Origin of the sequence: Streptococcus cristatus (genome assembly GCF_963529205.1) — a bacterium.
Lineage (GTDB): Bacteria > Bacillota > Bacilli > Lactobacillales > Streptococcaceae > Streptococcus > Streptococcus cristatus_O.
Window position 1 is genome coordinate 17,633 of sequence record NZ_CAURYF010000021.1, and the last position, 20,951, is coordinate 38,583.

General features: G+C 42.9%; 22 protein-coding genes. All 22 read left to right on the forward strand.

Annotated features, from left to right (window positions below):
• The first annotated feature begins 2 nt into the window (after positions 1-2).
• The 22 genes from RWS39_RS05940 (at position 3) to RWS39_RS06045 (ending at position 20,822) form a co-directional block, all read left to right on the forward strand.
• Positions 3-851: a DegV family protein gene (locus tag RWS39_RS05940; RefSeq protein WP_314481420.1), complete on the forward strand. Its 849-nt coding sequence runs from the start codon at positions 3-5 to the stop codon at positions 849-851.
• Positions 852-893: 42 nt separating this feature from the next.
• Positions 894-1,661, forward strand: coding sequence for a 4-hydroxy-tetrahydrodipicolinate reductase (gene dapB, locus RWS39_RS05945; RefSeq protein WP_314481385.1), 768 nt, complete (start codon positions 894-896; stop codon positions 1,659-1,661).
• Positions 1,658-2,863, forward strand: coding sequence for a CCA tRNA nucleotidyltransferase (locus RWS39_RS05950; RefSeq protein ID WP_314481387.1), 1,206 nt, complete (start codon positions 1,658-1,660; stop codon positions 2,861-2,863). The genes dapB and RWS39_RS05950 overlap by 4 nt, the downstream gene beginning before the upstream one ends.
• Positions 2,860-4,725: an ABC-F family ATP-binding cassette domain-containing protein gene (locus RWS39_RS05955; RefSeq protein WP_314481389.1), complete on the forward strand. Its 1,866-nt coding sequence runs from the start codon at positions 2,860-2,862 to the stop codon at positions 4,723-4,725. Before RWS39_RS05950 ends, RWS39_RS05955 begins: the two co-directional genes overlap by 4 nt.
• 49 nt (positions 4,726-4,774) lie before the next feature.
• On the forward strand, positions 4,775-5,632 hold the full coding sequence (locus RWS39_RS05960; protein WP_314481422.1) for a GNAT family N-acetyltransferase: 858 nt from the start codon (positions 4,775-4,777) through the stop codon (positions 5,630-5,632).
• 49 nt (positions 5,633-5,681) lie between these two features.
• Complete coding sequence (locus RWS39_RS05965) at positions 5,682-6,596, forward strand: TDT family transporter (protein WP_314481391.1); 915 nt, start codon at positions 5,682-5,684, stop codon at positions 6,594-6,596.
• A 102-nt stretch (positions 6,597-6,698) separates the two neighbouring features.
• Positions 6,699-7,607, forward strand: coding sequence for a LysR family transcriptional regulator (locus RWS39_RS05970; RefSeq protein WP_314481393.1), 909 nt, complete (start codon positions 6,699-6,701; stop codon positions 7,605-7,607).
• The gene (lspA, locus tag RWS39_RS05975) at positions 7,604-8,071 is read left to right on the forward strand and encodes a signal peptidase II (protein ID WP_314481395.1); all 468 of its coding nucleotides are present in this window, start codon (positions 7,604-7,606) and stop codon (positions 8,069-8,071) included. Before RWS39_RS05970 ends, lspA begins: the two co-directional genes overlap by 4 nt.
• Positions 8,055-8,957 carry an RluA family pseudouridine synthase gene (locus RWS39_RS05980; protein WP_314481397.1) on the forward strand — a complete coding sequence of 301 codons (903 nt, stop codon included), beginning with the start codon at positions 8,055-8,057 and terminating at the stop codon, positions 8,955-8,957. Before lspA ends, RWS39_RS05980 begins: the two co-directional genes overlap by 17 nt.
• Before the next feature lie 123 nt (positions 8,958-9,080).
• Positions 9,081-10,904, forward strand: coding sequence for a translation elongation factor 4 (gene lepA / locus RWS39_RS05985; protein WP_314481399.1), 1,824 nt, complete (start codon positions 9,081-9,083; stop codon positions 10,902-10,904).
• A gap of 174 nt (positions 10,905-11,078) precedes the next feature.
• Complete coding sequence (locus RWS39_RS05990; RefSeq protein WP_314481400.1) at positions 11,079-11,714, forward strand: hypothetical protein; 636 nt, start codon at positions 11,079-11,081, stop codon at positions 11,712-11,714.
• A 255-nt stretch (positions 11,715-11,969) separates the two neighbouring features.
• Positions 11,970-12,464, forward strand: a complete 495-nt coding sequence (locus tag RWS39_RS05995; RefSeq protein ID WP_002904626.1) for a YkgJ family cysteine cluster protein — start codon at positions 11,970-11,972, stop codon at positions 12,462-12,464.
• A gap of 84 nt (positions 12,465-12,548) precedes the next feature.
• On the forward strand, positions 12,549-13,382 hold the full coding sequence (locus tag RWS39_RS06000) for an AraC family transcriptional regulator (protein WP_314481403.1): 834 nt from the start codon (positions 12,549-12,551) through the stop codon (positions 13,380-13,382).
• Positions 13,383-13,435: 53 nt separating this feature from the next.
• The gene (locus tag RWS39_RS06005; protein ID WP_314481405.1) at positions 13,436-14,362 is read left to right on the forward strand and encodes a DNA repair protein RadC; all 927 of its coding nucleotides are present in this window, start codon (positions 13,436-13,438) and stop codon (positions 14,360-14,362) included.
• A gap of 310 nt (positions 14,363-14,672) precedes the next feature.
• Entirely contained in the window at positions 14,673-15,776 is a 1,104-nt protein-coding gene (locus RWS39_RS06010; protein ID WP_314481407.1) for an FRG domain-containing protein, read from the forward strand.
• Positions 15,777-15,842: 66 nt separating this feature from the next.
• Positions 15,843-16,529, forward strand: a complete 687-nt coding sequence (gene pynA / locus RWS39_RS06015; protein WP_314481409.1) for a pyrimidine 5'-nucleotidase PynA — start codon at positions 15,843-15,845, stop codon at positions 16,527-16,529.
• A gap of 127 nt (positions 16,530-16,656) precedes the next feature.
• The gene (gene rpsP, locus RWS39_RS06020; protein ID WP_005590447.1) at positions 16,657-16,929 is read left to right on the forward strand and encodes a 30S ribosomal protein S16; all 273 of its coding nucleotides are present in this window, start codon (positions 16,657-16,659) and stop codon (positions 16,927-16,929) included.
• 19 nt (positions 16,930-16,948) lie between these two features.
• Complete coding sequence (gene kphA / locus RWS39_RS06025; protein ID WP_005590445.1) at positions 16,949-17,188, forward strand: RNA-binding protein KphA; 240 nt, start codon at positions 16,949-16,951, stop codon at positions 17,186-17,188.
• A 346-nt stretch (positions 17,189-17,534) separates the two neighbouring features.
• A complete protein-coding gene (locus tag RWS39_RS06030) occupies positions 17,535-18,086 on the forward strand; it encodes a putative immunity protein (RefSeq protein ID WP_314481412.1) in 552 nt (183 codons plus the stop codon).
• Positions 18,083-19,432: a TrkH family potassium uptake protein gene (locus tag RWS39_RS06035; protein ID WP_314481414.1), complete on the forward strand. Its 1,350-nt coding sequence runs from the start codon at positions 18,083-18,085 to the stop codon at positions 19,430-19,432. Before RWS39_RS06030 ends, RWS39_RS06035 begins: the two co-directional genes overlap by 4 nt.
• Positions 19,433-19,442: 10 nt before the next feature.
• Complete coding sequence (locus RWS39_RS06040) at positions 19,443-20,108, forward strand: potassium channel family protein (protein WP_314481416.1); 666 nt, start codon at positions 19,443-19,445, stop codon at positions 20,106-20,108.
• 159 nt (positions 20,109-20,267) lie between these two features.
• Positions 20,268-20,822 (forward strand): GNAT family N-acetyltransferase, encoded by a 555-nt coding sequence (locus RWS39_RS06045; protein ID WP_314481418.1) that lies wholly within the window; start codon positions 20,268-20,270, stop codon positions 20,820-20,822.
• The last annotated feature ends 129 nt before the right edge of the window (positions 20,823-20,951 follow it).

Below are 20,951 nucleotides of genomic sequence, written 5' to 3' on the forward strand. Positions count from 1 at the left end.
TGATGAAATTAGCGGTTATAACGGATTCGTCCGCTTTTTTACCGGATAGCCTTCGTGGAAATGACCATCTTTTTGTGCTCGATATTCCAGTAGTGATTGCTGGAGAAACTTATGTGGAAGGAAAAAATCTGACAGCCAGTGAGTTTTATGAAAAAATGGCTGCTGCAGATGAATTGCCAAAGACAAGTCAGCCTAGTGTGGCAGAATTGGAGGAGACGTTGATGCGTCTTGCCAGTGAGGATTACACGCATGTACTAGGGCTCTTTTTATCCAGTGGAATTTCAGGATTTTATCAAAATATCCAGTATCTCAAGGACGAGTTTCCTGATTTGAAAATCGCTTTTCCTGATTCAAAAATCACCAGTGCTCCGCTGGGGGTTATGGTTGAAAATGCTTTGACTTGGGCTGCTGAAGGACAGGATTTTGAAGAGATTTTGATCAAGATTCAGCAGCAAATTGATGGAACCAGCGCCTTTATCATGGTTGACGATCTCAATCATCTGGTTAAGGGCGGTCGCTTGTCCAATGGCGCAGCTATTTTAGGAAATCTCCTAAGTATCAAGCCGATTCTGTATTTTAACGATGCAGGTGTCATTGAAGTCTTTGAAAAGATTCGGACAGAAAAGAAAGCGATTAAGAGATTGATTGAAGTGGTGGAGGAAAAAACTGTCTCTGCTTCTTATCAGGTCATGGTGATTCATGGGAATGCTGAAGAGAAGGCGGAAAGCTTACGCCAGCAGCTGATAGAGGCTGGCATAGCGGACGATATTCCTCTTGCTACCTTCGGTAGTGTGATTGGAACTCACTTGGGCGAGGGTAGTGTCGCTTTGGCCTACATTCTGATGGTCTAGAGTTTTGCAGAGCGGTTAGTCAAGAATAGAGAGAGGTTCTAGATGAGTATAAAAGTCATTATCGCTGGTTTCAAGGGAAAGATGGGACAAGCAGCCTATAAGATGGTAACAGAAGATCCTGAGTTGACCTTGGCCGGTCTACTAGATCCTTTTACGGATGAAAAGGAAGTAGCGGGAGTTCCAGTTTTCAATACTAAAGAAGAACTAGCTGGTCTTCAGGCGGATGTCTGGATTGACTTTACGACTCCCAAAGTGGCTTATGAAAATACTCGCTTTGCTCTTGAGAATGGCTTTGCTCCGGTGGTCGGAACGACTGGTTTCACGTCTGAGCAGATTGAAGACTTGACCCAACTATCGCGTCAAAAGAGTCTTGGTGGATTGATTGCCCCGAATTTTGCTCTGGGAGCCGTTTTGCTTATGCAATTTGCAGCCCAAGCAGCCAAGTATTTCCCAGATGTGGAAATTATCGAACTGCATCATGACAACAAGAAGGATGCACCGAGTGGCACGGCTATCAAGACAGCTGAATTGATCAGCAAAGTTCGGACGAGCAAGCAGCAGGGAGCGGCTGATGAAGAAGAATCATTAGCTGGTGCCCGTGGGGCAGCCTTTGACGGCATGCGGATTCACTCAGTACGTTTGCCTGGCTTGGTGGCCCATCAGGAAGTTATCTTTGGTAGTCAAGGAGAGGGACTGACTTTGCGGCATGACTCCTATGATCGGGTTTCCTTTATGACTGGGGTAAATCTGGGTATCAAAGAGGTAGTCAAGCGCTCTGAATTGGTCTATGGATTGGAACATTTACTATGAGATTAGAGAAGATGCCTTCTGAGTTTCAGGAGGCTTTGCCAGTATTAGAGAAGATTAAAGCGGCTGGTTTTGAGGCTTATTTTGTCGGTGGTTCTGTACGAGACGCTCTGTTGAATCGGCCGATTCACGATGTGGATATTGCCAGTTCGGCCTATCCTGAGGAAATCAAAACAATCTTTCCTAGGACTGTTGATGTCGGTATTGAGCATGGAACGGTGCTGGTCTTGGAAGGCCAGGGAGAATACGAAATAACGACCTTTCGGACTGAGGATGTCTATGTGGACTATCGCCGACCTAGTCATGTCTCTTTTGTGCGCTCTTTGGAAGAGGATTTGAAGCGTAGGGACTTCACTATCAATGCCCTTGCCTTAGACCAAGAGGGGGAGATTGTGGACCTCTTTAACGGTCTGGCAGATATGGAAAATCGCACTCTTCGGGCAGTCGGAGTGGCTGCAGAGCGTTTTAATGAAGATGCCCTTCGTATCATGCGGGGCTTTCGTTTTCAGGCTGGTTTAGACTTTGATTTGGAAGAATTGACCTTTCAGGCTATGGCAGACTGTGCGCCGCTTTTGGAGAAGATATCGGTAGAACGGATTTTTATTGAGTTTGACAAGCTCCTGATGGCACCTTTCTGGCGAAAAGGTCTGGAGAGCTTGATCAAGGCTGCTGCCTACGACTTTCTGCCTGATATGAAACATTCAGCAGAGGCTTTGCAGGAATTATTAGACGGTTTAGAAGAAGATTTTCAATTTTCTAGTTCCGAGCAGGCTTGGGCTGCGCTTTTGCTAGCTTTGAAGGTAAAAGATGTTCGTAAGTTCTTGAAGCATTGGAAAACGTCCAATGACTTTCAAAAGCGAGTGAACCAGTTGGTAGCTGTTTATGAGATTCGGCAGGAACGGAGTCTTTCTAAGCGTGATTGCTATCAGTATGATTTGGATTTGATTCTGCAGGCAGAGAGGTTAAGACAGGCAGCAGGCTTGCCAGTTGAGTTTGAGGCTATTGAAGCGACACATGCTGCTCTGACCATTCATGATAAACATGAGATTGTGGTGACGGGTAGTCATTTGATTCGAGATTATGGCTTTATACCCGGACCAGAATTGGGACAAATCCTGACTAAAATTGAATTGGCCATTGTCGACGGAGAATTGCTAAATAGCAAGGAAGAGATAATGAACTTTATTAAGGAGCAAGTTGGATGAGTGACTTTATCGTTGAAAAGCTGACTAAGTCTGTCGGGGATAAGACAGTCTTTCAAGAGATTTCTTTTATCATTCACGACTTAGATCGGATTGGACTGATTGGAGTCAATGGGACAGGAAAGACCACCCTTTTAGATGTCTTGTCTGGCAAATCAGGCTTTGATGGTGATGTCCATCCTTTTTCAGCAAAATCTGACTATAAAATCTCCTATTTGACTCAGGAACCAGACTTCGATGAAGAAAAGACGGTTTTGGATACTGTTTTGTCCAGTGATTTGCGAGAAATGCAGCTCATTCGAGAATACGAACTGCTCATGGCAGCTTATGATGAAGCCAAGCAAGCTCGTCTGGACAAGGTCATGGCAGAAATGGATTCGCTGCATGCTTGGGAGATTGAGAGTCAGGTAAAAACCGTCCTATCCAAGCTCGGTATCTCGGATTTGGCAGCAAAAATCAGCCAGCTTTCTGGTGGTCTACGCCGGCGGGTTCAGTTGGCGCAGGTTTTGCTTTCTGAAGCAGACTTGCTGCTGCTGGATGAGCCGACCAACCATCTGGACATTGATACGATTGAATGGCTGACAAATTTCCTGAAAAATTCAAAGAAGACGGTCTTCTTTATCACTCACGACCGCTATTTTTTGGACAATATTTCCACGCGGATTTTTGAATTGGACGGTGGAAACTTGATAGAGTATCAGGGCAACTATCAGGACTATGTCCGGCTCAAGGCTGAGCAGAATGAGCGCGATGCTGCCCTGCTCCACAAGAAACAGCAGCTTTACAAGCAGGAGTTATCTTGGATGCGCCGTCAGCCTCAAGCGCGGGCGACCAAGCAGCAGGCACGTATCAATCGTTTCCATGACCTTAAAAGTGACTTGGCTGGCCAGACCAATCAGACGGACTTAGAGATGAACTTTGAAACCAGCCGTATTGGAAAGAAGGTTATCGAGTTTCAGGATGTGGATTTTGCATACGGAGACAAGCAGATTTTGTCGCATTTCAATCTCTTGCTGCAAAATAAAGATCGACTGGGCATTGTCGGAGATAATGGAGTGGGTAAGTCTACCCTGCTTAACCTAATTGCTGGTCAGTTGCAGCCTCAGTCTGGTCAGGTCATAATCGGCGAGACAGTCCGAGTAGCTTACTTTTCTCAGCAGATTGAAGGGCTGGATGAGTCCAAGCGGGTCATCAATTACTTGCAAGAAGTGGCGGAAGAAGTTAAGACGGGGAGTGGCACAACATCCATTGCTGAGCTCTTGGAGCAATTTCTCTTTCCTCGCTCAAGCCACGGTACTTTGATTGAGAAATTGTCTGGCGGTGAAAAGAAGCGGCTTTACCTGCTCAAGCTTTTACTAGAAAAGCCCAATGTCCTGCTTCTGGACGAGCCAACCAATGATTTGGATATCGCAACCTTGACGGTCTTAGAAAATTTCTTACAGGGCTTTGCAGGGCCAGTGATCACAGTTAGCCACGATCGCTATTTCCTAGATAAGGTAGCCAGCAAGATTTTAGCTTTTGAAGATGGACAGGTCAGAGAGTTCTTTGGCAACTACACGGACTATCTGGATGAAAAGGCTTTTAGACAATCCAGCGCAGCTATTTCCCAAAAGAAAGAAAAGGAAAAGCCAGTCAAGGCGCGGGAACAGAAGAAGCGGATGAGCTACTTTGAAAAGCAAGAGTGGGAGACCATCGAGGCGGATATCGAGGAGCTGGAGACACGTATCGCCGCCATTGAGACGGAAATGGAGCAGAACGGCTCGGACTTTACCAAGCTATCGGAACTTCAGAAGGAGCTGGATGACAAGAATGAGCAGCTTCTTGAAAAGTATGAGCGCTATGAGTATCTGAGTGAGTTGGAGTAGCACAGATACAATTACATGTGTTGTTGATAAAAGTTTGTGAGGGAGAATGATGGAAATACAGATTTATAGCAAGCCTAGTCAGGAAATCAAGGATCAGCTCTTTGAGCTGGTTCAAAACTGCCACGTTACAGATGGGACCTATCGTCTTCCTTATCTGGATAATGCCTATAATTTTGATGTTGATATGCCAGCCTTTTTTCTGGCCAATCTAGATCATCAAACGGTCGGTTTTTTATCGGTTTATGCGGATGAGCCGGGGCAAGCAGAGGTATCTGTCTATGTATTGCCCGACTATCGCAGACAAGGCATAGCGAGCGCTCTTTTGCAGGAATTTTCCAAAATTGCAGAGAAATACGATTTATCCCAAATCGAATACATCAGTGAAGTCAAGTTTTTAGCAGACCATCCGACCTTTGCTGAGAAGTTTGACTGTGATCTGAAAGAAACGGAAATCTGGCTGGAGCAGGCTGCAGGAACTTTACCTGAAGAAGACAAGGAAGGCGTGGAAGTTTTACTGGGGAGAAAGGAAATGATTGCGGAGATTGCAGCGTTTCAGTCGCAGATTTTTGAAATGCCGATGGATACTGCACTTCACTATGCCAGTCAAGCGCTGGAGAGCACAGATAGCCTGCTCTATGTCCTAAAAAAAGACGGTCAAATTGTGGCGTCTTGCTCGGTGGATACAAGTTTTGGAAGTAATTATCTGTTTGCCTTAGCTGTGGATCAGACCTTTCAGGGACAGGGCTTAGGGAGTCACCTAGTCAGATCTATACTGAATGACCTTGCTAGCCGAAATGGACAAGTCTGTCAAATCGTAGTAGAAGCTCAAAATACAGGTGCCCTGAGGCTATATGAAAGATTAGGCTTTAAACGAAAATCGGAAGCAGTTTATTTAAAGAGAAAATAGAAGAATTATCTTTCGAAGAAAAGAGCTTTTAAGGTTAGGAGATCTGTTGATGATAAAGAGAAAAGAGCCACTATTCGTCCAGGCTGGCTTGGTGCTAGGCCTACTAGCTTTGGGAAATTTAGTTGGCGATGTCAGTCAGTTCTTGCGGTATCTTTTAGCAAGTCTGGCACTCTTGTTTTTCCTTCATCTAGTGGTGGGAATGCTGACGCATACCAAGCAAGTCAAAGAGCAACTAAGGCAAGCGCTAGTGGCCTCGGTCTTCCCGACCTTTTTTATGCAGGGAATGGTGGCTTCGACCTATCTAGCGAGCTGGACTTTTTTGGGAAATTTTGCCCGAATTAGTGCACAAGTGCTGTGGTGGCTAAGCTTTGGCGGGTTGGTTTTCTTGATGGTCTATTATATCCTGACCTTTGTCTTCCCTTTCAAGTGGGAGAATGTTTTTCCTGCTTGGACGGTCTTATTTGTCGGGATTGGTGTCGCTCCTCTGACAATTGCAATTCCTCAGCAGTTAGCTTTGGGGCAGCTGATCTTTTGGTACGGCCTTTTAGCGACCATCTTGGTCTTGCCAATCGTCCTTTATAAGACCTATAAAATTGGCTTAGCAGAGAATGTACGCCCGAATACGACAACGATTTGTGCCCCTATTTCCTTGATGACAGCAGCTTATGTGGCTACCTTTTCTCTGCCCAATCCGGTCTTGTTGAGCTTGCTCTTGATTTCAGGACAATGCTTTTATGTCTTTATTTTGTGGCAATTGCCTCGTTTGATCAATCGTCCTTTTTCAGCAGGATTTTCGGCCTTTACCTTCCCTTTGGTTATTTCGGCTGTGGCCTTGAAGCAGTCTTTAACTATATTAAATTTCGGTCTAGCAGGGCAAATTCTGCTTGTTTTTGAGGTCTTAATAACCCTGCTCGTTGTTCTTTATGTTACCTTCTTGTATGCAAAGGATATTTTGGGCAAATGAGGCAGATTTCAGAGATGTATTTCCAAGAGGAAAGTCACTGCCTGCCTTTGAGGAAGGCTGAGTTTATGGTATAATTAGGAGTATTTGTAAAAGGAAAAAGATATGAATATTCAACAATTGCGTTATGTAGTAGCCATTGCCAACAGTGGAACTTTCCGCGAAGCAGCAGAAAAGATGTATGTCAGCCAGCCTAGTCTATCTATCGCGGTGCGAGATTTGGAAAAGGAGCTGGGATTTAAAGTTTTTCGTCGAACTAGTAGTGGAACCTTCTTGACCAGACGGGGTATGGAATTTTACGAGAGAGCTCAGGAATTGGTCAAAGGGTTTGATGTCTTTCAAAATCAGTATGCCAATCCTGAAGAGGAAAAAGATGAATTTTCCATTGCCAGCCAGCACTATGACTTTTTGCCGCCGTTGATTACGGAGTTTTCCCAAAAGTATCCAGAATATAAGAATTTCCGGATTTTTGAATCAACAACTGTGCAGATTTTGGACGAAGTGGCCCAAGGCCACAGCGAGATTGGGATCATTTACCTCAATAATCAGAATAGCAAGGGCATTATGCAGCGGGTGGAGAAGCTCGGCTTGGAGGTCATTGAGCTAATTCCTTTCCAGACCCACATTTATTTGCGGGAAGACCATCCTCTGACTCAAAAGGAGGAACTGGTCATGGAAGATTTGGCCACTTTACCAACTGTTCGCTTCACACAGGAAAAGGATGAGTACCTCTATTATTCTGAGAATTTTGTTGATACCAGTGCCAGCTCCCAGATGTTTAATGTAACGGATCGAGCAACGCTGAATGGGATTTTGGAGCGGACGGATGCTTATGCGACTGGATCTGGCTTTTTGGATAGCAACAGTGTAAATGGAATCACTGTCATCAAACTCCGAGACAACTTGGACAATCGCATGGTTTATGTCAAGAGGGAAGATGTAGAGTTGAGTCAGGTTGGAGAAGCCTTTGTAGCTGTTATGAAAGAATATTTTGCACAGAAAAGAGAAGTATGAAACGAAAGCTTACCATTCCTTTTTTAGTTATTCTTTTGATTGCTCTTGATCAGGCAGTCAAGTATTATATTGTTTCCAATTTTTCTTTGGGGCAGGTCAGAAAGTTTATTCCTAAGATTGTCAGTTTGACCTATCTGAGAAATACTGGTGCAGCCTTTTCTATCTTGGAAAATCAGCAGTGGTTTTTCGCCTTAATTACTTGTACCGTGATTGGAGTTGCCGTTTGGTATTTGATTAAAAATATTCAGGGCTCCAAATGGTTGCTGACGGGACTCATTCTAATTATTGCTGGTGGCTTGGGCAATTTCATTGACCGAATTCAGCAAGGATTTGTAGTGGATATGTTCCAGCTAGATTTTGTCAATTTTGCTATTTTTAACGTAGCGGATATGTACCTGACTGTTGGAGTAGCGATTTTATTACTGGTGATGTTGAAGGAAGAAACAAATGGAATTGAAAATTGATGCAGTAGCCGCAGGCCTGCGTTTGGATAAGGCAGTGGCGGACCTGACTGAGCTATCCCGTGGTTTAGCCAATGAACAGATAAAAAATGGCCAGATTTTGGTTAATGGAGAGGCAAAAAAAGCCAAGTATGCTGTCAAAGAGGGCGATGTCATTTCCTATGAAGTACCTGAGCCAGAGGTAGTTGAGTATGTGGCAGAGGATCTTCCGCTAGAAATCGTCTATCAGGATGAGGATGTTGCCGTCGTCAACAAGCCGCAAGGCATGGTGGTTCATCCTTCAGCTGGCCATACCAGCGGTACTCTGGTCAATGCTCTCATGTATCACATCAAAGACCTTTCTGGCATCAATGGTGTGTTGCGCCCGGGAATTGTCCATCGGATTGATAAGGACACTTCTGGACTTTTGATGATTGCCAAGAATGATCAAGCCCATCTGGCACTTGCAGACGAACTCAAGGATAAGAAATCCCTGCGTAAATATTGGGCGATTGTCCATGGAAATCTGCCTAACGACCGCGGAGTGATTGAGGCGCCGATTGGCCGTAGTGAAAAAGACCGCAAGAAGCAGGCGGTTACAGCCAAGGGGAAACCCGCTCTGACACGTTTCCAAGTTTTGGAACGTTTTGGGGACTATACCTTGGTGGAGCTGCAGCTGGAGACGGGGCGGACGCATCAAATCCGTGTCCACATGGCTTATATCGGCCATCCAGTCGCTGGAGATGAGGCCTATGGACCTCGTAAGACCCTGAAGGGCCATGGTCAATTTTTGCATGCGCGAACACTGGGCTTCACCCATCCTCGGACTGGCGAAGTGCTGGAATTTACGGCTGAAGCGCCAGCTATTTTCCTAGAAACTCTTGAAAAACTCAGAAAAGTCCATGACTAATCGTCTCCGTATTTATGAGACTCTAGATAAATGGAAAATTAAGTCGACTGTCTTGGTTACAGTCGTTTTTATTTTCGACAAATCATGATATAATAAATAGAATACCCTAAAAGGAAGAGAAAAATGAAGTTAGAAGATTTGAAAAAACGTCAGGAGAAGATTCGCAATTTCTCCATCATTGCCCATATTGACCACGGGAAATCAACCTTGGCTGACCGGATTTTGGAGGCGACAGAAACGGTTTCCAGCCGGGAAATGCAGGCTCAACTCTTGGACAGCATGGACTTGGAGCGGGAGCGCGGTATCACCATTAAGCTTAATGCCATCGAGCTCAATTATACTGCTAAGGACGGCGAAACCTATATCTTCCACTTGATTGATACACCGGGACACGTGGACTTTACCTATGAGGTGTCACGATCATTGGCGGCCTGTGAAGGAGCCATTCTGGTTGTGGATGCTGCTCAGGGGATTGAAGCTCAGACTCTTGCTAATGTTTATCTAGCGCTGGACAATGACTTGGAAATCCTGCCAGTTATCAATAAGATTGACCTGCCAGCTGCGGATCCAGAGCGGGTGCGGGCAGAGATTGAAGATGTGATTGGTCTGGATGCTAGCGAAGCCGTATTGGCTTCTGCCAAGGCTGGCATCGGAATTGAAGATATTTTAGAGCAGATTGTGGAAAAAGTTCCAGCTCCGACTGGAAATGTTGAAGCACCGCTCAAAGCCTTGATTTTTGACTCGGTCTATGATGCTTATCGTGGGGTAATCCTGCAAGTGCGGGTGATGGACGGTGTGGTCAAGCCGGGCGACACTATTCAGCTCATGAGCAATGGTAAGACCTTTGATGTAACTGAGGTCGGCATCTTTACACCTAAGGCCGTTGGACGTGATTTCTTAGCGACAGGGGATGTTGGTTATATTGCAGCTTCTATCAAGACGGTACAGGATACTCGGGTCGGAGATACAGTGACCTTGGCGAACAATCCAGCATCTGAGCCCCTAGACGGCTATAAGCAGATGAATCCGATGGTATTTGCTGGTCTCTACCCAATTGAGTCCAATAAATACAATGACCTGCGTGAGGCGCTTGAAAAGCTCCAGCTAAACGATGCCAGTCTGCAATTTGAACCAGAAACGTCGCAAGCACTAGGATTTGGTTTCCGTTGCGGTTTCTTGGGCTTGCTGCACATGGACGTCATTCAGGAGCGTTTGGAGCGTGAATTTAATATTGATCTGATTATGACGGCGCCGTCAGTTATCTATAAGGTCAATATGACGGATGGTGCTTCAATTGATGTGTCCAATCCGAGCGAATTTCCAGACCCGACCAAGATTGATTCGATTGAGGAGCCTTATGTCAAGGCGCAGATTATGGTGCCCCAGGAATTTGTCGGAGCGGTGATGGAGTTGGCTCAGCGCAAGCGCGGTGACTTTGTGACCATGGACTATATCGACGATAATCGGGTCAATGTCATCTATCAAATCCCACTTGCTGAAATCGTCTTTGACTTCTTCGACAAGCTCAAGTCCTCTACTCGTGGCTATGCTAGCTTTGACTATGAAATCTCTGAGTATCGCTCATCCAAGCTGGTTAAGATGGATATCCTCCTCAATGGCGACAAGGTTGATGCCCTTAGCTTTATCGTTCACAAGGAATTTGCCTATGAGCGCGGTAAGCTGATTGTAGACAAGCTCAAGAAAATCATTCCTCGTCAGCAGTTTGAAGTACCCATTCAGGCAGCCATTGGCCACAAGATTGTAGCTCGGACAGACATCAAGGCATTGCGTAAGAATGTCTTGGCCAAGTGTTACGGTGGTGACGTGTCTCGGAAACGCAAACTCCTAGAAAAACAAAAAGCCGGTAAAAAACGGATGAAAGCGATCGGATCTGTCGAAGTCCCACAAGAAGCCTTCCTCAGCGTCCTGAGTATGGATGAGGATTAAAGTTGACTTTAATGGCTTGAGTTCAGCGTTACAAAGCGAAGGTAAAAAAGTCGATCTGTTCCTAAAAATAAGATAGGGAAGTAATCTTGAAAAGTTCGATGTTATCTATAATGTTTCGAATAGTATGGAAATCTAGATAGTTCGGGTCCATGTAGTCTAAAAAGGAGATTTCTTATGGCAAAAAAATATTTTCTTAGTTTTTTGACAGTTCTGGTTGGTTTGTCTCTGGCTTCTTGTGGCCTTATTAAAAATTATAGTAATCGGAAATCGCCAACTTCTACCAGTACATCTAGTCAAGTTTCCCAGAAAGATAGCAGCAAATCTGATAAAGCTAGTGACAAAGATGTTTCTACTACGACCAAAACCAAACGCATTGGCTCGGCTGACTATGGCTATATCGATATTCCAAGTAATTGGATTAAGTTCACCGACTTAGATGGTGGCGACAGCGTTCAGTTCACAGATGGCTCAGCTTATAATATCGTTACCATGAATGGCTATACTAGAGAAAAAGCTCATGTCCAAGATGGGGAAACTTTCAATGCTGAGTTAATTGCCCAGCGACTGGCCTATAGTTGGAATGATAATAAAGATGTAGAAAAAATGTGGGGAGCAAAATCCGCTGTTTCTGGCAATGAAGCTTTCCAACTGAATGTAATTATGAAATCAGGGCAGTTAGTTGTTTCTTGGGTTTTCCAAAAAGACGACAAGGTCTATTTAATCTCTTTTGAAGGCGATCGGGAAACTTTGGCTTCTGTTATTTCCTACATAGAAGAAACGTGGAGCCTTGACGAAAAAAGGGCCAACTAACAATCTTTAAAACAAAGTAAATGAGAGTGGGACAGAAATCGGTAATTCGTTAGAATTCGATTTCGTCGTCTCACCTCCGCACAGTTGAGTAGGGCTGTAAAAGCTGATGAAATCAGCGTAGTAGAGCCCACTCAACCACTGCGTCTTGCTCGATAATCCAAAGACAATTGAGAGGCTAGGACTTTTGTCCTAGTCTCATTTTTTTGAGATTTATGATATAATGCTAACGAAAATCAACTGATTAGAAAGTAGTTTATGACCCAAGAAATCGACCTTGAAAAGTACCATCAGTTAGCTCTGCAAAAGCAGAAAGAGCATCGAAAATTTTTAGCCAGTCTCAAGAAAAAGCCACCAAAAAACCTAGATAAGATTGCCCAGCAAATCCATGATGAGGTCTTTGAGGAGATTGACTGTACAGCCTGCGCCAATTGCTGTAAGACTCTAGGACCAGACTTTAAGGAAGCCGATATTGTCCGTATTGCCAAGTATTTCAAGATGAAGCTGCCGGCTTTTGAAGAGGAGTTTCTTCAGGTGGACGAAGACGGTGACAAGGTCTTCAAGGCCATGCCTTGTCCTTTTTTAGGTGGAGATAATCTCTGCTCGATCTACGATGTCCGTCCTAAGGCTTGCCGCGAGTTTCCACATACAGACCGCAAGAAGATTCATCAAATTAATCATCTGACAATCAAAAATACCCTGACCTGTCCAGCGGCCTATCTCTTTGTGGAGAAGCTGCGGGATAGGTTGTAGAATCGCCCTCTAAATCTTGTACAAAAATTCTAGGGCGGAAGTATCTTATATCTGTTAGACTATAGTCAAGAGGTGAAAAAGAATATGATGCATCAATTCAATCGAACCATGGAATATCTGGAAAGCAAGTTGGATGCAGAAGTAGATTTGCAGCAATTTCAGCAGCTATCTGGCTATTCTTATGCTATTTTTAGCAGGCTCTTTTCTATCCTAGCAGATATGACTTTAGCAGAATACTTGCGCAATCGCAGGCTGTCAGAAGCTGTGACGGACTTGCGGGAAAGCTCTGAGAAAGTCATTGACATAGCGATGAAATACGGCTATGAGTCTGCGGATGCCTTCAGCGCAGCCTTTAAGAAATTCCATGGTGCAACCCCCTCAGAAGTTAGGAATGGAAAACCTTATCGGGTCTTTCCTAGACTTCAATTATCCTTAAAGATTACAGGAGGAAAGAATATGGATATCAAGATTCAAAAGAAACCTGCTTTTACTGTAGCAGGCGTCCTATTGGAAGCTATCGACAATAGCCAGTGCCCATCTGCTTGGGAGCAGCTCTATGCAAATCACAGCTTTGAAAGCTTAGAAAGTATGGGCAGTGGCCAATCCTTTGGCCTCTGCTCTGATGTCAAAGAGGGTGAAATCATTAACTACATGGCGGCTTATGATGTGACGGATAAAGTCAAAGCAGAAGAACTAGGACTCTCGATCAAAGAAATCGCAGAAGCCGAGTATGCCATCGTACCGGTCAAAGGGGCTATACCAGCCAGTATCCACCATGCTTGGAAATATGTCTTGGAAGTCTTTTTTCCAGAAACTGGCTATCGCCACTCAGGAGCGCCAGATTTTGAAGTTTACACCGAGGGAGACATGTCCTCGCCAGACTATCAAATGGAACTCTGGATTCCAGTGGTGAAATAGAATGGTGATTTCAAGTCATTTTTTAGACGTTGATTACAGAGGAGGATGATGTTATGCAGATGTATTTTGGGGACGTTTCTCTTTGTTATACATATTCACTTGCGATGGCGCTGCATTCGTATGGTTATGATGTTCGCCCTGAGTTTTTGGAAGCCATTATGGTAATGGGAAATGGCGCTAGTATTGTAAAGGAAGATGAAAAACACCCCTTAGTCTTCTTTGATAATGGGATGCCAGATAGTTCTATCAGTCATTCTTTAAACATTCTGGGCTTTACATATGATGAATACTATATAAAGGATTCAAATGAGGTGAATCTTCTCTCTATCAGAGAAATGTTAAGTAAGTTCTTACTTAGTGGGCCAGTTGTTCTTGGCCCTTTGGACATGGGTTATCTCACTTATAATCCCAATCATATCCATTTGTATGGGGTGGACCATTTTGTTTCAGTTTATGATTTAAATGATGATTTTATCTATTTCCATGATCCAGCAGGCTTTGCTTGTATGAAAATATGTCTCTCAGAATTTTTTAAAGCCTGGGAAGCTAAAAATATTGACTATAAAAGAGGTTCTTTCTCCATGTGGGGAAACTTCCAAAAAATCAAATCTCCAACTTCTAAAGAGATTTATCAAAAAACATCTATGTTGATGAAGCAACAATATGAAGATGGCGAGGAGAACGTGATAGTAAGATATGCTAAGTCGGTAGCGGACAATGGCTTGAATGAAAAACAAAAGCATCTTCATCAATACTTTAGTTTCAAATTAGCTTCTATCAGAAATCTATACATGAGCAACTACTTAAAAGACCACGATACGGTCAGATCTGAACTAAAAGCAAATTTAGCAAAGTTGTTCGGCCAAGCTCATCTATTTTGTATCAAGGAAGATTATCAGAAATTATCAAAAGTCTTGTATAATATTGCAGCGCTAGATAATAAATTTAGAGATTTGTGTATTCGCTATAAAGAAGAGTAGAAGAAGTGAGAAAAACGAAGATGCTGTTTGGTAATGTAGCAGGATCAAAACAAGAGCCACCAGACTATCAAATAATTCTCTGGATACCAGTGGTGAAATAGATTAGAAATCAGCCGTTTATTTTTGAACGGCTGATTTTTTTGTGGCTTGTGGTATAATGAAAAAAATTATCCACAATTCTGAATTTTTAGAAATATTTGCACAATAATGAATTATTACAGTGAACTTATTGGTAAAATATTTTTAATAATATAGTGATAACAAGGACTTTATGGTAAAATTATATGTATAATAATAAAAGGAGATAATTATGTCTGGAGAAACAGAGATAAAATTTGAAAATGAAATTGAATGCGATTCGGTAAACTCTATATTAGAACTTATTTTAAATCAGGAACGGAATGAAACTGATAATGACTCTGCGAATAGAGTCAGAAAAAACCTTTTTTTTAGGGGAGAAGACTCCAACCATGAATTAAGGACTCCTTCACTTTATCTTCAAGAGGGATTAACACTGGAGGGGAGTGAATATTACTATAGGATGCTATTAAGTGAACTAGGTAGAGATGACTATCAAGAAAATAGTTCGTTAGTTAGGTTAATATCTGAATTGCAACATTATGGTGCAAAAACAAGGGTGTTAGATATTACTAGTAATCCATTAATAGCATTATATTTTGCAGTTGAAAAAAAAGATGATAAGTCAGGATATGTATTTATCTATAAATCTGATGAGGAGAATGAAAAGTTTGATACTGGTCATACAATAGCTATTAAGTCCGCTTTAAATTTAATACCCCAAAAGATTATTAATAACTTTTTAAAAGCTGTAAACTTTATCTGCAAGGATGAAAGTGAGTTGGAAAAGCTGGAAAATGTACCGCTTGAAAATCTAAATTATCTATTAGGAGAAAAGCTTAGAGAAAGAAATCAGGAATTATATAAAGTAAAAATAAGGGAATTAGAAGCCCCTATAGTTAAACTTATGGAATTACTAAATCAAAGAGCTCGCGTTAGGGAGAGATTGAATTTACCATTCAAGATAGCCATGGATTTAGGGAAAGCTCATATAGTTATTCCATCTAAAACAACAGATAGAATAAGACAACAACAGGGAGCATTTATCTATCCAAAATTTACAGATACTTCTGATAAGACACATGAAGAAGTCAAGAAGGAAATATCGGAATCAATCAATCACTTTAATGCAACTCTGAAAATTCAAAAAGAAGATAAAACATGTTTGTTATCAGTAATAAGAATTGATGGTAATAACAAAAAGAAAATTCGAAGTCAATTGAAACTCTTGGGTATTACCGAAGGATTTGTTTACCCTGATATTGAACATAAATCAAATGCACTGTTGGGAATTTCACAAAATGGAAATAAAACTGCTCAAAATAAGTCTAACTGAATGACAGAGAGATTTGTAAAGTAATAGTTTTGCAGAAAAGATTTTATTATAGAAAGGATCTCGACTTTGTCATACAAATTTCTACTTTTCGACCTTGATCATACGCTACTGGATTTTGATACGGCAGAAGACATCGCCTTGACTCAGTTTTTGGAGGAGCAGGGAGTAACGGAGATCCAGACCTACAAAGACTATTATATTCCCATGAACAAGGGGCTTTGGCGGGATTTGGAGCAGGGGAAAATCACCAAGCCAGAGCTGGTCAATACGCGCTTTTCTCGTCTTTTTGCTCATTTTGGCATTGAGAAGGATGGGGCCGAGTTGGCCCTTCTCTATCAGCAGCACATTGCTCAGCAAGGACAAACCTACGCTGGTGCTAGCGAGCTTTTGGACAGTCTGACAGCAGCTGATTATGAGATTTACGGAGCGACCAATGGTATCACAGCTATTCAGACCGGTCGCATGGCTCATTCTGATATTGTGCCCTATTTTAATCACATTTTCATTTCGGAAAAGATGGGAACTCAGAAGCCTGAGGCTTTGTTTTATGAAAAAATAGCAGAGCAGATACCGGATTTTGACCTGTCTCAGGCTTTGATGATTGGAGATTCCTTGACTGCAGATATTGCAGGCGCTAATAATGCAGGACTGGACTCTATCTGGTACAATCCCAAAAAGCTGATTAACAATAGCAGTGCGCGGCCGACTTATACGGTATCTTCCTATGAAGAAATTAAAAAATTACTGCTTTGAAAAAAATTTTTGAGCCTGTCAAGAAAAAAACTTGACAGCTGTTTTTAATCTGCTATAATAGAACATGTGCCAAATAGCTCAGCTATTTCACCGAAATAAAAAATAAGAAAAGAGAGAAATTTTAAAAATGGCAGTAAAAATCCGTTTGACTCGTATGGGTTCTAAGAAAAAACCTTTCTACCGTATCAACGTTGCAGACTCACGTTCACCACGTGACGGACGTTTCATCGAAACAGTTGGAACTTACAACCCACTTGTTGAAGAAAACCAAGTGACTTTGAAAGAAGATCGCGTTCTTGCATGGTTGGCTGATGGAGCTCAACCTTCTGATACAGTTCGCAACATCCTTTCAAAAGCAGGTGTTTTGAAGAAATTCCACGATTCAAAATACTCTAAATAATAGAAGTGCAGGTTGATATATGGACACGATTGAAAATCTCATTATTGCGATAGTGAAACCTTTGATTTCACAGCCAGATGCCTTAACCATCAAGATTGAAGATACGCCTGAGTTTTTAGAGTATCATCTTGATCTTGATCCAAGCGATGTTGGACGTGTGATCGGTCGTAAAGGTCGTACTATCTCCGCTATAAGGACGATTGTTTACTCTGTCCCAACCGAGTACAAAAAAGTTCGCATCGTCATTGATGAGAAATAAGAAGCAGCGGGGCTATGTGTCCCGCTTTTTCTATGGCCCTTAATGAAACAAGCCGTTAGGTGTAGTTGAATTTAGGGCCATTGATGCAGTTCGAGCTTTGCGAGAACTACGCTCCTTAATTTCCTTGCCGAAACAAGCCGTTAGGCGTAGTTGAATTTAGGGCCATTGATGCAGTTCGAGCTCAGCGAGAACTACGTTCCTTAATTTCCTTGCAGAAACAAGTTATTAGGCTCAGTTGAATTTAGGATCATTGATGCAGTTCGAGCTTCGCGAGAACTAGGTACTTCATTTAAGATAAAAACGAAATGCAGGGGCGAGTTTAGAGAAATTCGAAACCGGAGGACATATGAAGTCAGAAGATTATGCTTGGAACGCTCATGAGCGCAAGTCTTATGAGAATGATCAAGTGATTTTACCGATCCCTTATAAGCTAAAAATTCTGGATGATAGTGAAAAGAGATTGGAATTGGAGCTTGTTTTGGAGCAGCTTCCTCAGAAGCAACTGGCTCGATGGGCTATGAAAATGGCGTCAAGCTTTATACCGCTGATAGATGTGGAAGATGAGTTTGAGAAGCAGAAGATTTTGACTCAGGTAAGAGCGATTTTTCAGGCTCGACTTGATGGGAGGGCATCTGCCTATGAACTAAGGCAGGCTGGTTTCTTGGCTAACAAACTGTCGCAGCAAGCCCAATCACAAATCGGTAAATATGCTGCGCGTGTCTTTGCCCAAGCAGTTGCGACGGCTCATATGAGGGGACATGCCATTGTCGCAGCGGATTATACCATCAAAGTCAGAAACTTGCAGAGTCCAGATGATTTGCAGCGGGCTGTCAGGGAAAGAGAGAGACAGATAAAGCTGGCCTCTGCTTTTATTAGATCAGGAAAGGAAACTTTATGAAGCATTTATTTTCACGCTTGTCACCAGCGCAAAAGATTATCTTGTCTTTTCTTCTGGTGATATTCTGTGGCTCCTTGCTACTCAGTCTGCCTTGGGTGCAGACGGCAAGTTCCCAAGCGGGCTATCTGGATCATCTTTTTACAGCTGTCTCCATGGTCTGTGTGACAGGGCTTTTTACACGATCGGTTGTAGATACATACAATGTCTGGGGGCAGCTCCTTTGTATGCTGCTGATTCAGATTGGTGGTTTGGGAATCCTGACTTTTATCGGATTTTTCACCATGGAAAGTCGGAAAAAGCTCAGCCTCAAGGATCGCCGCATTCTGCGAGATAGTTTTAGTTATGGTCACAATCGTACCTTAGGTCAATTTGTCCGTTCGATTTTTATCACGACTTTTACTATCGAAGGACTGGGCGCTCTCCTTCTCATGATTCGCTTCATTCCCAAGTTTGGTCTGAGAAAAGGGATTTTTAATTCTATCTTTTTAGCTGTTTCTGCATTTTGTAATGCGGGCTTTGATAATTTTGGTAATGATAGCCTACTAGGCTTGCAGACAGATGTTTTGGTCAATATCACCTTGGCTCTCCTCATCATCACTGGAGGACTTGGCTTTATGGTCTGGTTTGACTTGGCGACTAAATTGGGAGGAAAACAGAAGGGGCTTCACTTTCATACCAAGGTAGTCTTGCTGCTGACTGCTGGTCTTCTCGTTTTTGGGACGGTCACGAGTCTCTGGACGGAGTATAATAATCCTGGAACGATTGGCAATCTTTCCTTTGGTGATAAGCTACTGGTCAGCTTTTTCCAGACAGTCAGCATGAGGACAGCTGGCTTTGCTTCCATAGATTATACGGCTGCTCGTCCAGTAACCCTGTTTATCTATCTGCTCCAGATGTTTTTAGGAGGAGCTCCGGGTGGTACAGCGGGCGGTCTGAAAATTACCACCTTCTTAGTTCTTTTGCTTTTCGCTCGTAAGGAGATTTTGAGCTTGCCACATACCAATCTTGGTCGGAGAACGCTGGTTCCTCAGCTAGTGCAGAAGGCTTTTGGTGTGACAGTGATTTTTCAGCTGACATTTCTGCTTGGTCTTTTGGCTCTTGGGCTAGTGACCGATAGCAGTCATCGTTTTATTTACCTGATATTTGAGACTGTGTCGGCACTGGCTACAGTTGGTGTGACAGCCAATATCACTACCAGCCTCAATACAGCTGGTATGGTTGTGATTATGTTGCTGATGTTTATTGGACGGGTGGGGCCGCTGACTCTTATGGTCAGTCTTAACCATTATCAACCGAAGAAGGCGACTACCTTGCACTACAGCAAGGCGGACATTATGATTGGATAGGAGAAAAGAAATGGCAAATCAAACAGTTGGAATTCTCGGCTTGGGGATTTTTGGACAGAGTATCATTGAGGCCTTGATTTCTCAGGATGTAGAAATCATTGCAATTGATAATCACGAAGAGACAATCAATCAGTATGAAGACATGATTGCCGTCGGTGTGATCGGGGACATTACTGATATGGAACTTTTGGAGGCGGCAGACGTTGGTTCCTGTGATACGGTCGTCGTGGCGACTGGAGAAAGTCTGGAATCCAGTGTTCTAGCGGTCATGCACTGTAAGGCATTGGGCGTTAAAAATGTCATTGCCAAAGTCAAGGATGAAGTAACCCAGCAGGTACTGGAAAAGGTGGGAGCTGATTTGGTTATCCTGCCTGAAGTGGAGGCTGGTATTTCATTGGCTAAGACCATTCTCTTTAACCATTCGATTGAGGTTTTCCAGCTGGATGACGATGTAGTGGTGGCTGAGTTTGAGTTGCCTGCTAGCTGGGTCGGGAAAATGGTCCGTGAAGTAGATGCTCGTAGGCTGTATCATCTCAATATTATCGGCTACCGTCTGACAAAAGATCAGCCTTTGGAAAGCCAGTTTACTCCAGACTTTGTCTGGCCAGCAGGCGTCAGCATTATGGCTGTGACTGATAACCAGCATTTGGATAAATTACGTGAAATAGTGAAGTAGCGGCTGGGAGTCCAATCGGGACCAACTATCAGTAGTTCTTAGGAACTCGGCACCTTACCATCATTTCATAAAAAATAGATACATAAGAGCTCTTTTAGGGCTCTTTTTTGAAACCAGTTGTAAAATTTGTTATACTATCACTAGAAAAGGAGTGATTTTATGAGCTTAACCAGCCAGATCATTACAGCAGATTTTCCAGATTTGGATAAAGTAGAAGCCTTGAATAATGAAGCTTTTCCAGAAGAGGAAAGGATACCGCTCAGTGAATTTTTACGATATGAGGAACAGGAAGATGCTAATTTTTTCGCCTTTTATCATGAAAAGGAGTTTGTTGGTTTTGCCTTTGCCATTTCCAACGCGCAAGCCTTTTATGTTAGTTTCTTTGCGATTATGCCTCACCTGCGTAGCCATGGCTATGGCGGTGAAATCATTGAAAAGCTGGTCAATTTCTATCAGCGAACCATGATTTTAGAAATCGAGCGTCTAGATGAGCCATGTGACAATCTGGAGCAGCGTCAAGCTCGCTGGGATTTTTATCACAGCAAGGGCTTCCGTTCAGCCAATGCCTTTCTGGAATATGAGGATCTTAGCTTTGAAATTCTGTATCGAGGGGAGTCTTTTGACGAAGAGGCCTATCGGGACATATTCCACCGACTTCAGGAAGAGAATTATTTCGACTTTGAAATCAAACATAGACGTTTCAGCGATTATTAAAAGGGAGTTCTCTGGAGCTCAATAGCGATTTGGAGCAATAAAAGATTGCTTTGTTTTTACTAAAAGGAGGTTAGAATGAGACTCTGGCATCAAGCACTGATTCCCAAGCTTCCCCGTCCGCAACTACTT

Excerpts from the sequence above, each read along its gene's own strand:
- RWS39_RS05940 (WP_314481420.1), top strand. The coding sequence starts at position 3 with ATGAAATTAGCGGTTATAACGGATTCGTCCGCTTTTTTACCGGATAGC.
- dapB (WP_314481385.1), top strand. The coding sequence starts at position 894 with ATGAGTATAAAAGTCATTATCGCTGGTTTCAAGGGAAAGATGGGACAA.
- RWS39_RS05950 (WP_314481387.1), top strand. The coding sequence starts at position 1,658 with ATGAGATTAGAGAAGATGCCTTCTGAGTTTCAGGAGGCTTTGCCAGTA.
- RWS39_RS05955 (WP_314481389.1), top strand. The coding sequence starts at position 2,860 with ATGAGTGACTTTATCGTTGAAAAGCTGACTAAGTCTGTCGGGGATAAG.
- RWS39_RS05960 (WP_314481422.1), top strand. The coding sequence starts at position 4,775 with ATGGAAATACAGATTTATAGCAAGCCTAGTCAGGAAATCAAGGATCAG.
- RWS39_RS05965 (WP_314481391.1), top strand. The coding sequence starts at position 5,682 with ATGATAAAGAGAAAAGAGCCACTATTCGTCCAGGCTGGCTTGGTGCTA.
- RWS39_RS05970 (WP_314481393.1), top strand. The coding sequence starts at position 6,699 with ATGAATATTCAACAATTGCGTTATGTAGTAGCCATTGCCAACAGTGGA.
- lspA (WP_314481395.1), top strand. The coding sequence starts at position 7,604 with ATGAAACGAAAGCTTACCATTCCTTTTTTAGTTATTCTTTTGATTGCT.
- RWS39_RS05980 (WP_314481397.1), top strand. The coding sequence starts at position 8,055 with ATGGAATTGAAAATTGATGCAGTAGCCGCAGGCCTGCGTTTGGATAAG.
- lepA (WP_314481399.1), top strand. The coding sequence starts at position 9,081 with ATGAAGTTAGAAGATTTGAAAAAACGTCAGGAGAAGATTCGCAATTTC.
- RWS39_RS05990 (WP_314481400.1), top strand. The coding sequence starts at position 11,079 with ATGGCAAAAAAATATTTTCTTAGTTTTTTGACAGTTCTGGTTGGTTTG.
- RWS39_RS05995 (WP_002904626.1), top strand. The coding sequence starts at position 11,970 with ATGACCCAAGAAATCGACCTTGAAAAGTACCATCAGTTAGCTCTGCAA.
- RWS39_RS06000 (WP_314481403.1), top strand. The coding sequence starts at position 12,549 with ATGATGCATCAATTCAATCGAACCATGGAATATCTGGAAAGCAAGTTG.
- RWS39_RS06005 (WP_314481405.1), top strand. The coding sequence starts at position 13,436 with ATGCAGATGTATTTTGGGGACGTTTCTCTTTGTTATACATATTCACTT.
- RWS39_RS06010 (WP_314481407.1), top strand. The coding sequence starts at position 14,673 with ATGTCTGGAGAAACAGAGATAAAATTTGAAAATGAAATTGAATGCGAT.
- rpsP (WP_005590447.1), top strand. The coding sequence starts at position 16,657 with ATGGCAGTAAAAATCCGTTTGACTCGTATGGGTTCTAAGAAAAAACCT.
- kphA (WP_005590445.1), top strand. The coding sequence starts at position 16,949 with ATGGACACGATTGAAAATCTCATTATTGCGATAGTGAAACCTTTGATT.
- RWS39_RS06030 (WP_314481412.1), top strand. The coding sequence starts at position 17,535 with ATGAAGTCAGAAGATTATGCTTGGAACGCTCATGAGCGCAAGTCTTAT.
- RWS39_RS06035 (WP_314481414.1), top strand. The coding sequence starts at position 18,083 with ATGAAGCATTTATTTTCACGCTTGTCACCAGCGCAAAAGATTATCTTG.
- RWS39_RS06040 (WP_314481416.1), top strand. The coding sequence starts at position 19,443 with ATGGCAAATCAAACAGTTGGAATTCTCGGCTTGGGGATTTTTGGACAG.
- RWS39_RS06045 (WP_314481418.1), top strand. The coding sequence starts at position 20,268 with ATGAGCTTAACCAGCCAGATCATTACAGCAGATTTTCCAGATTTGGAT.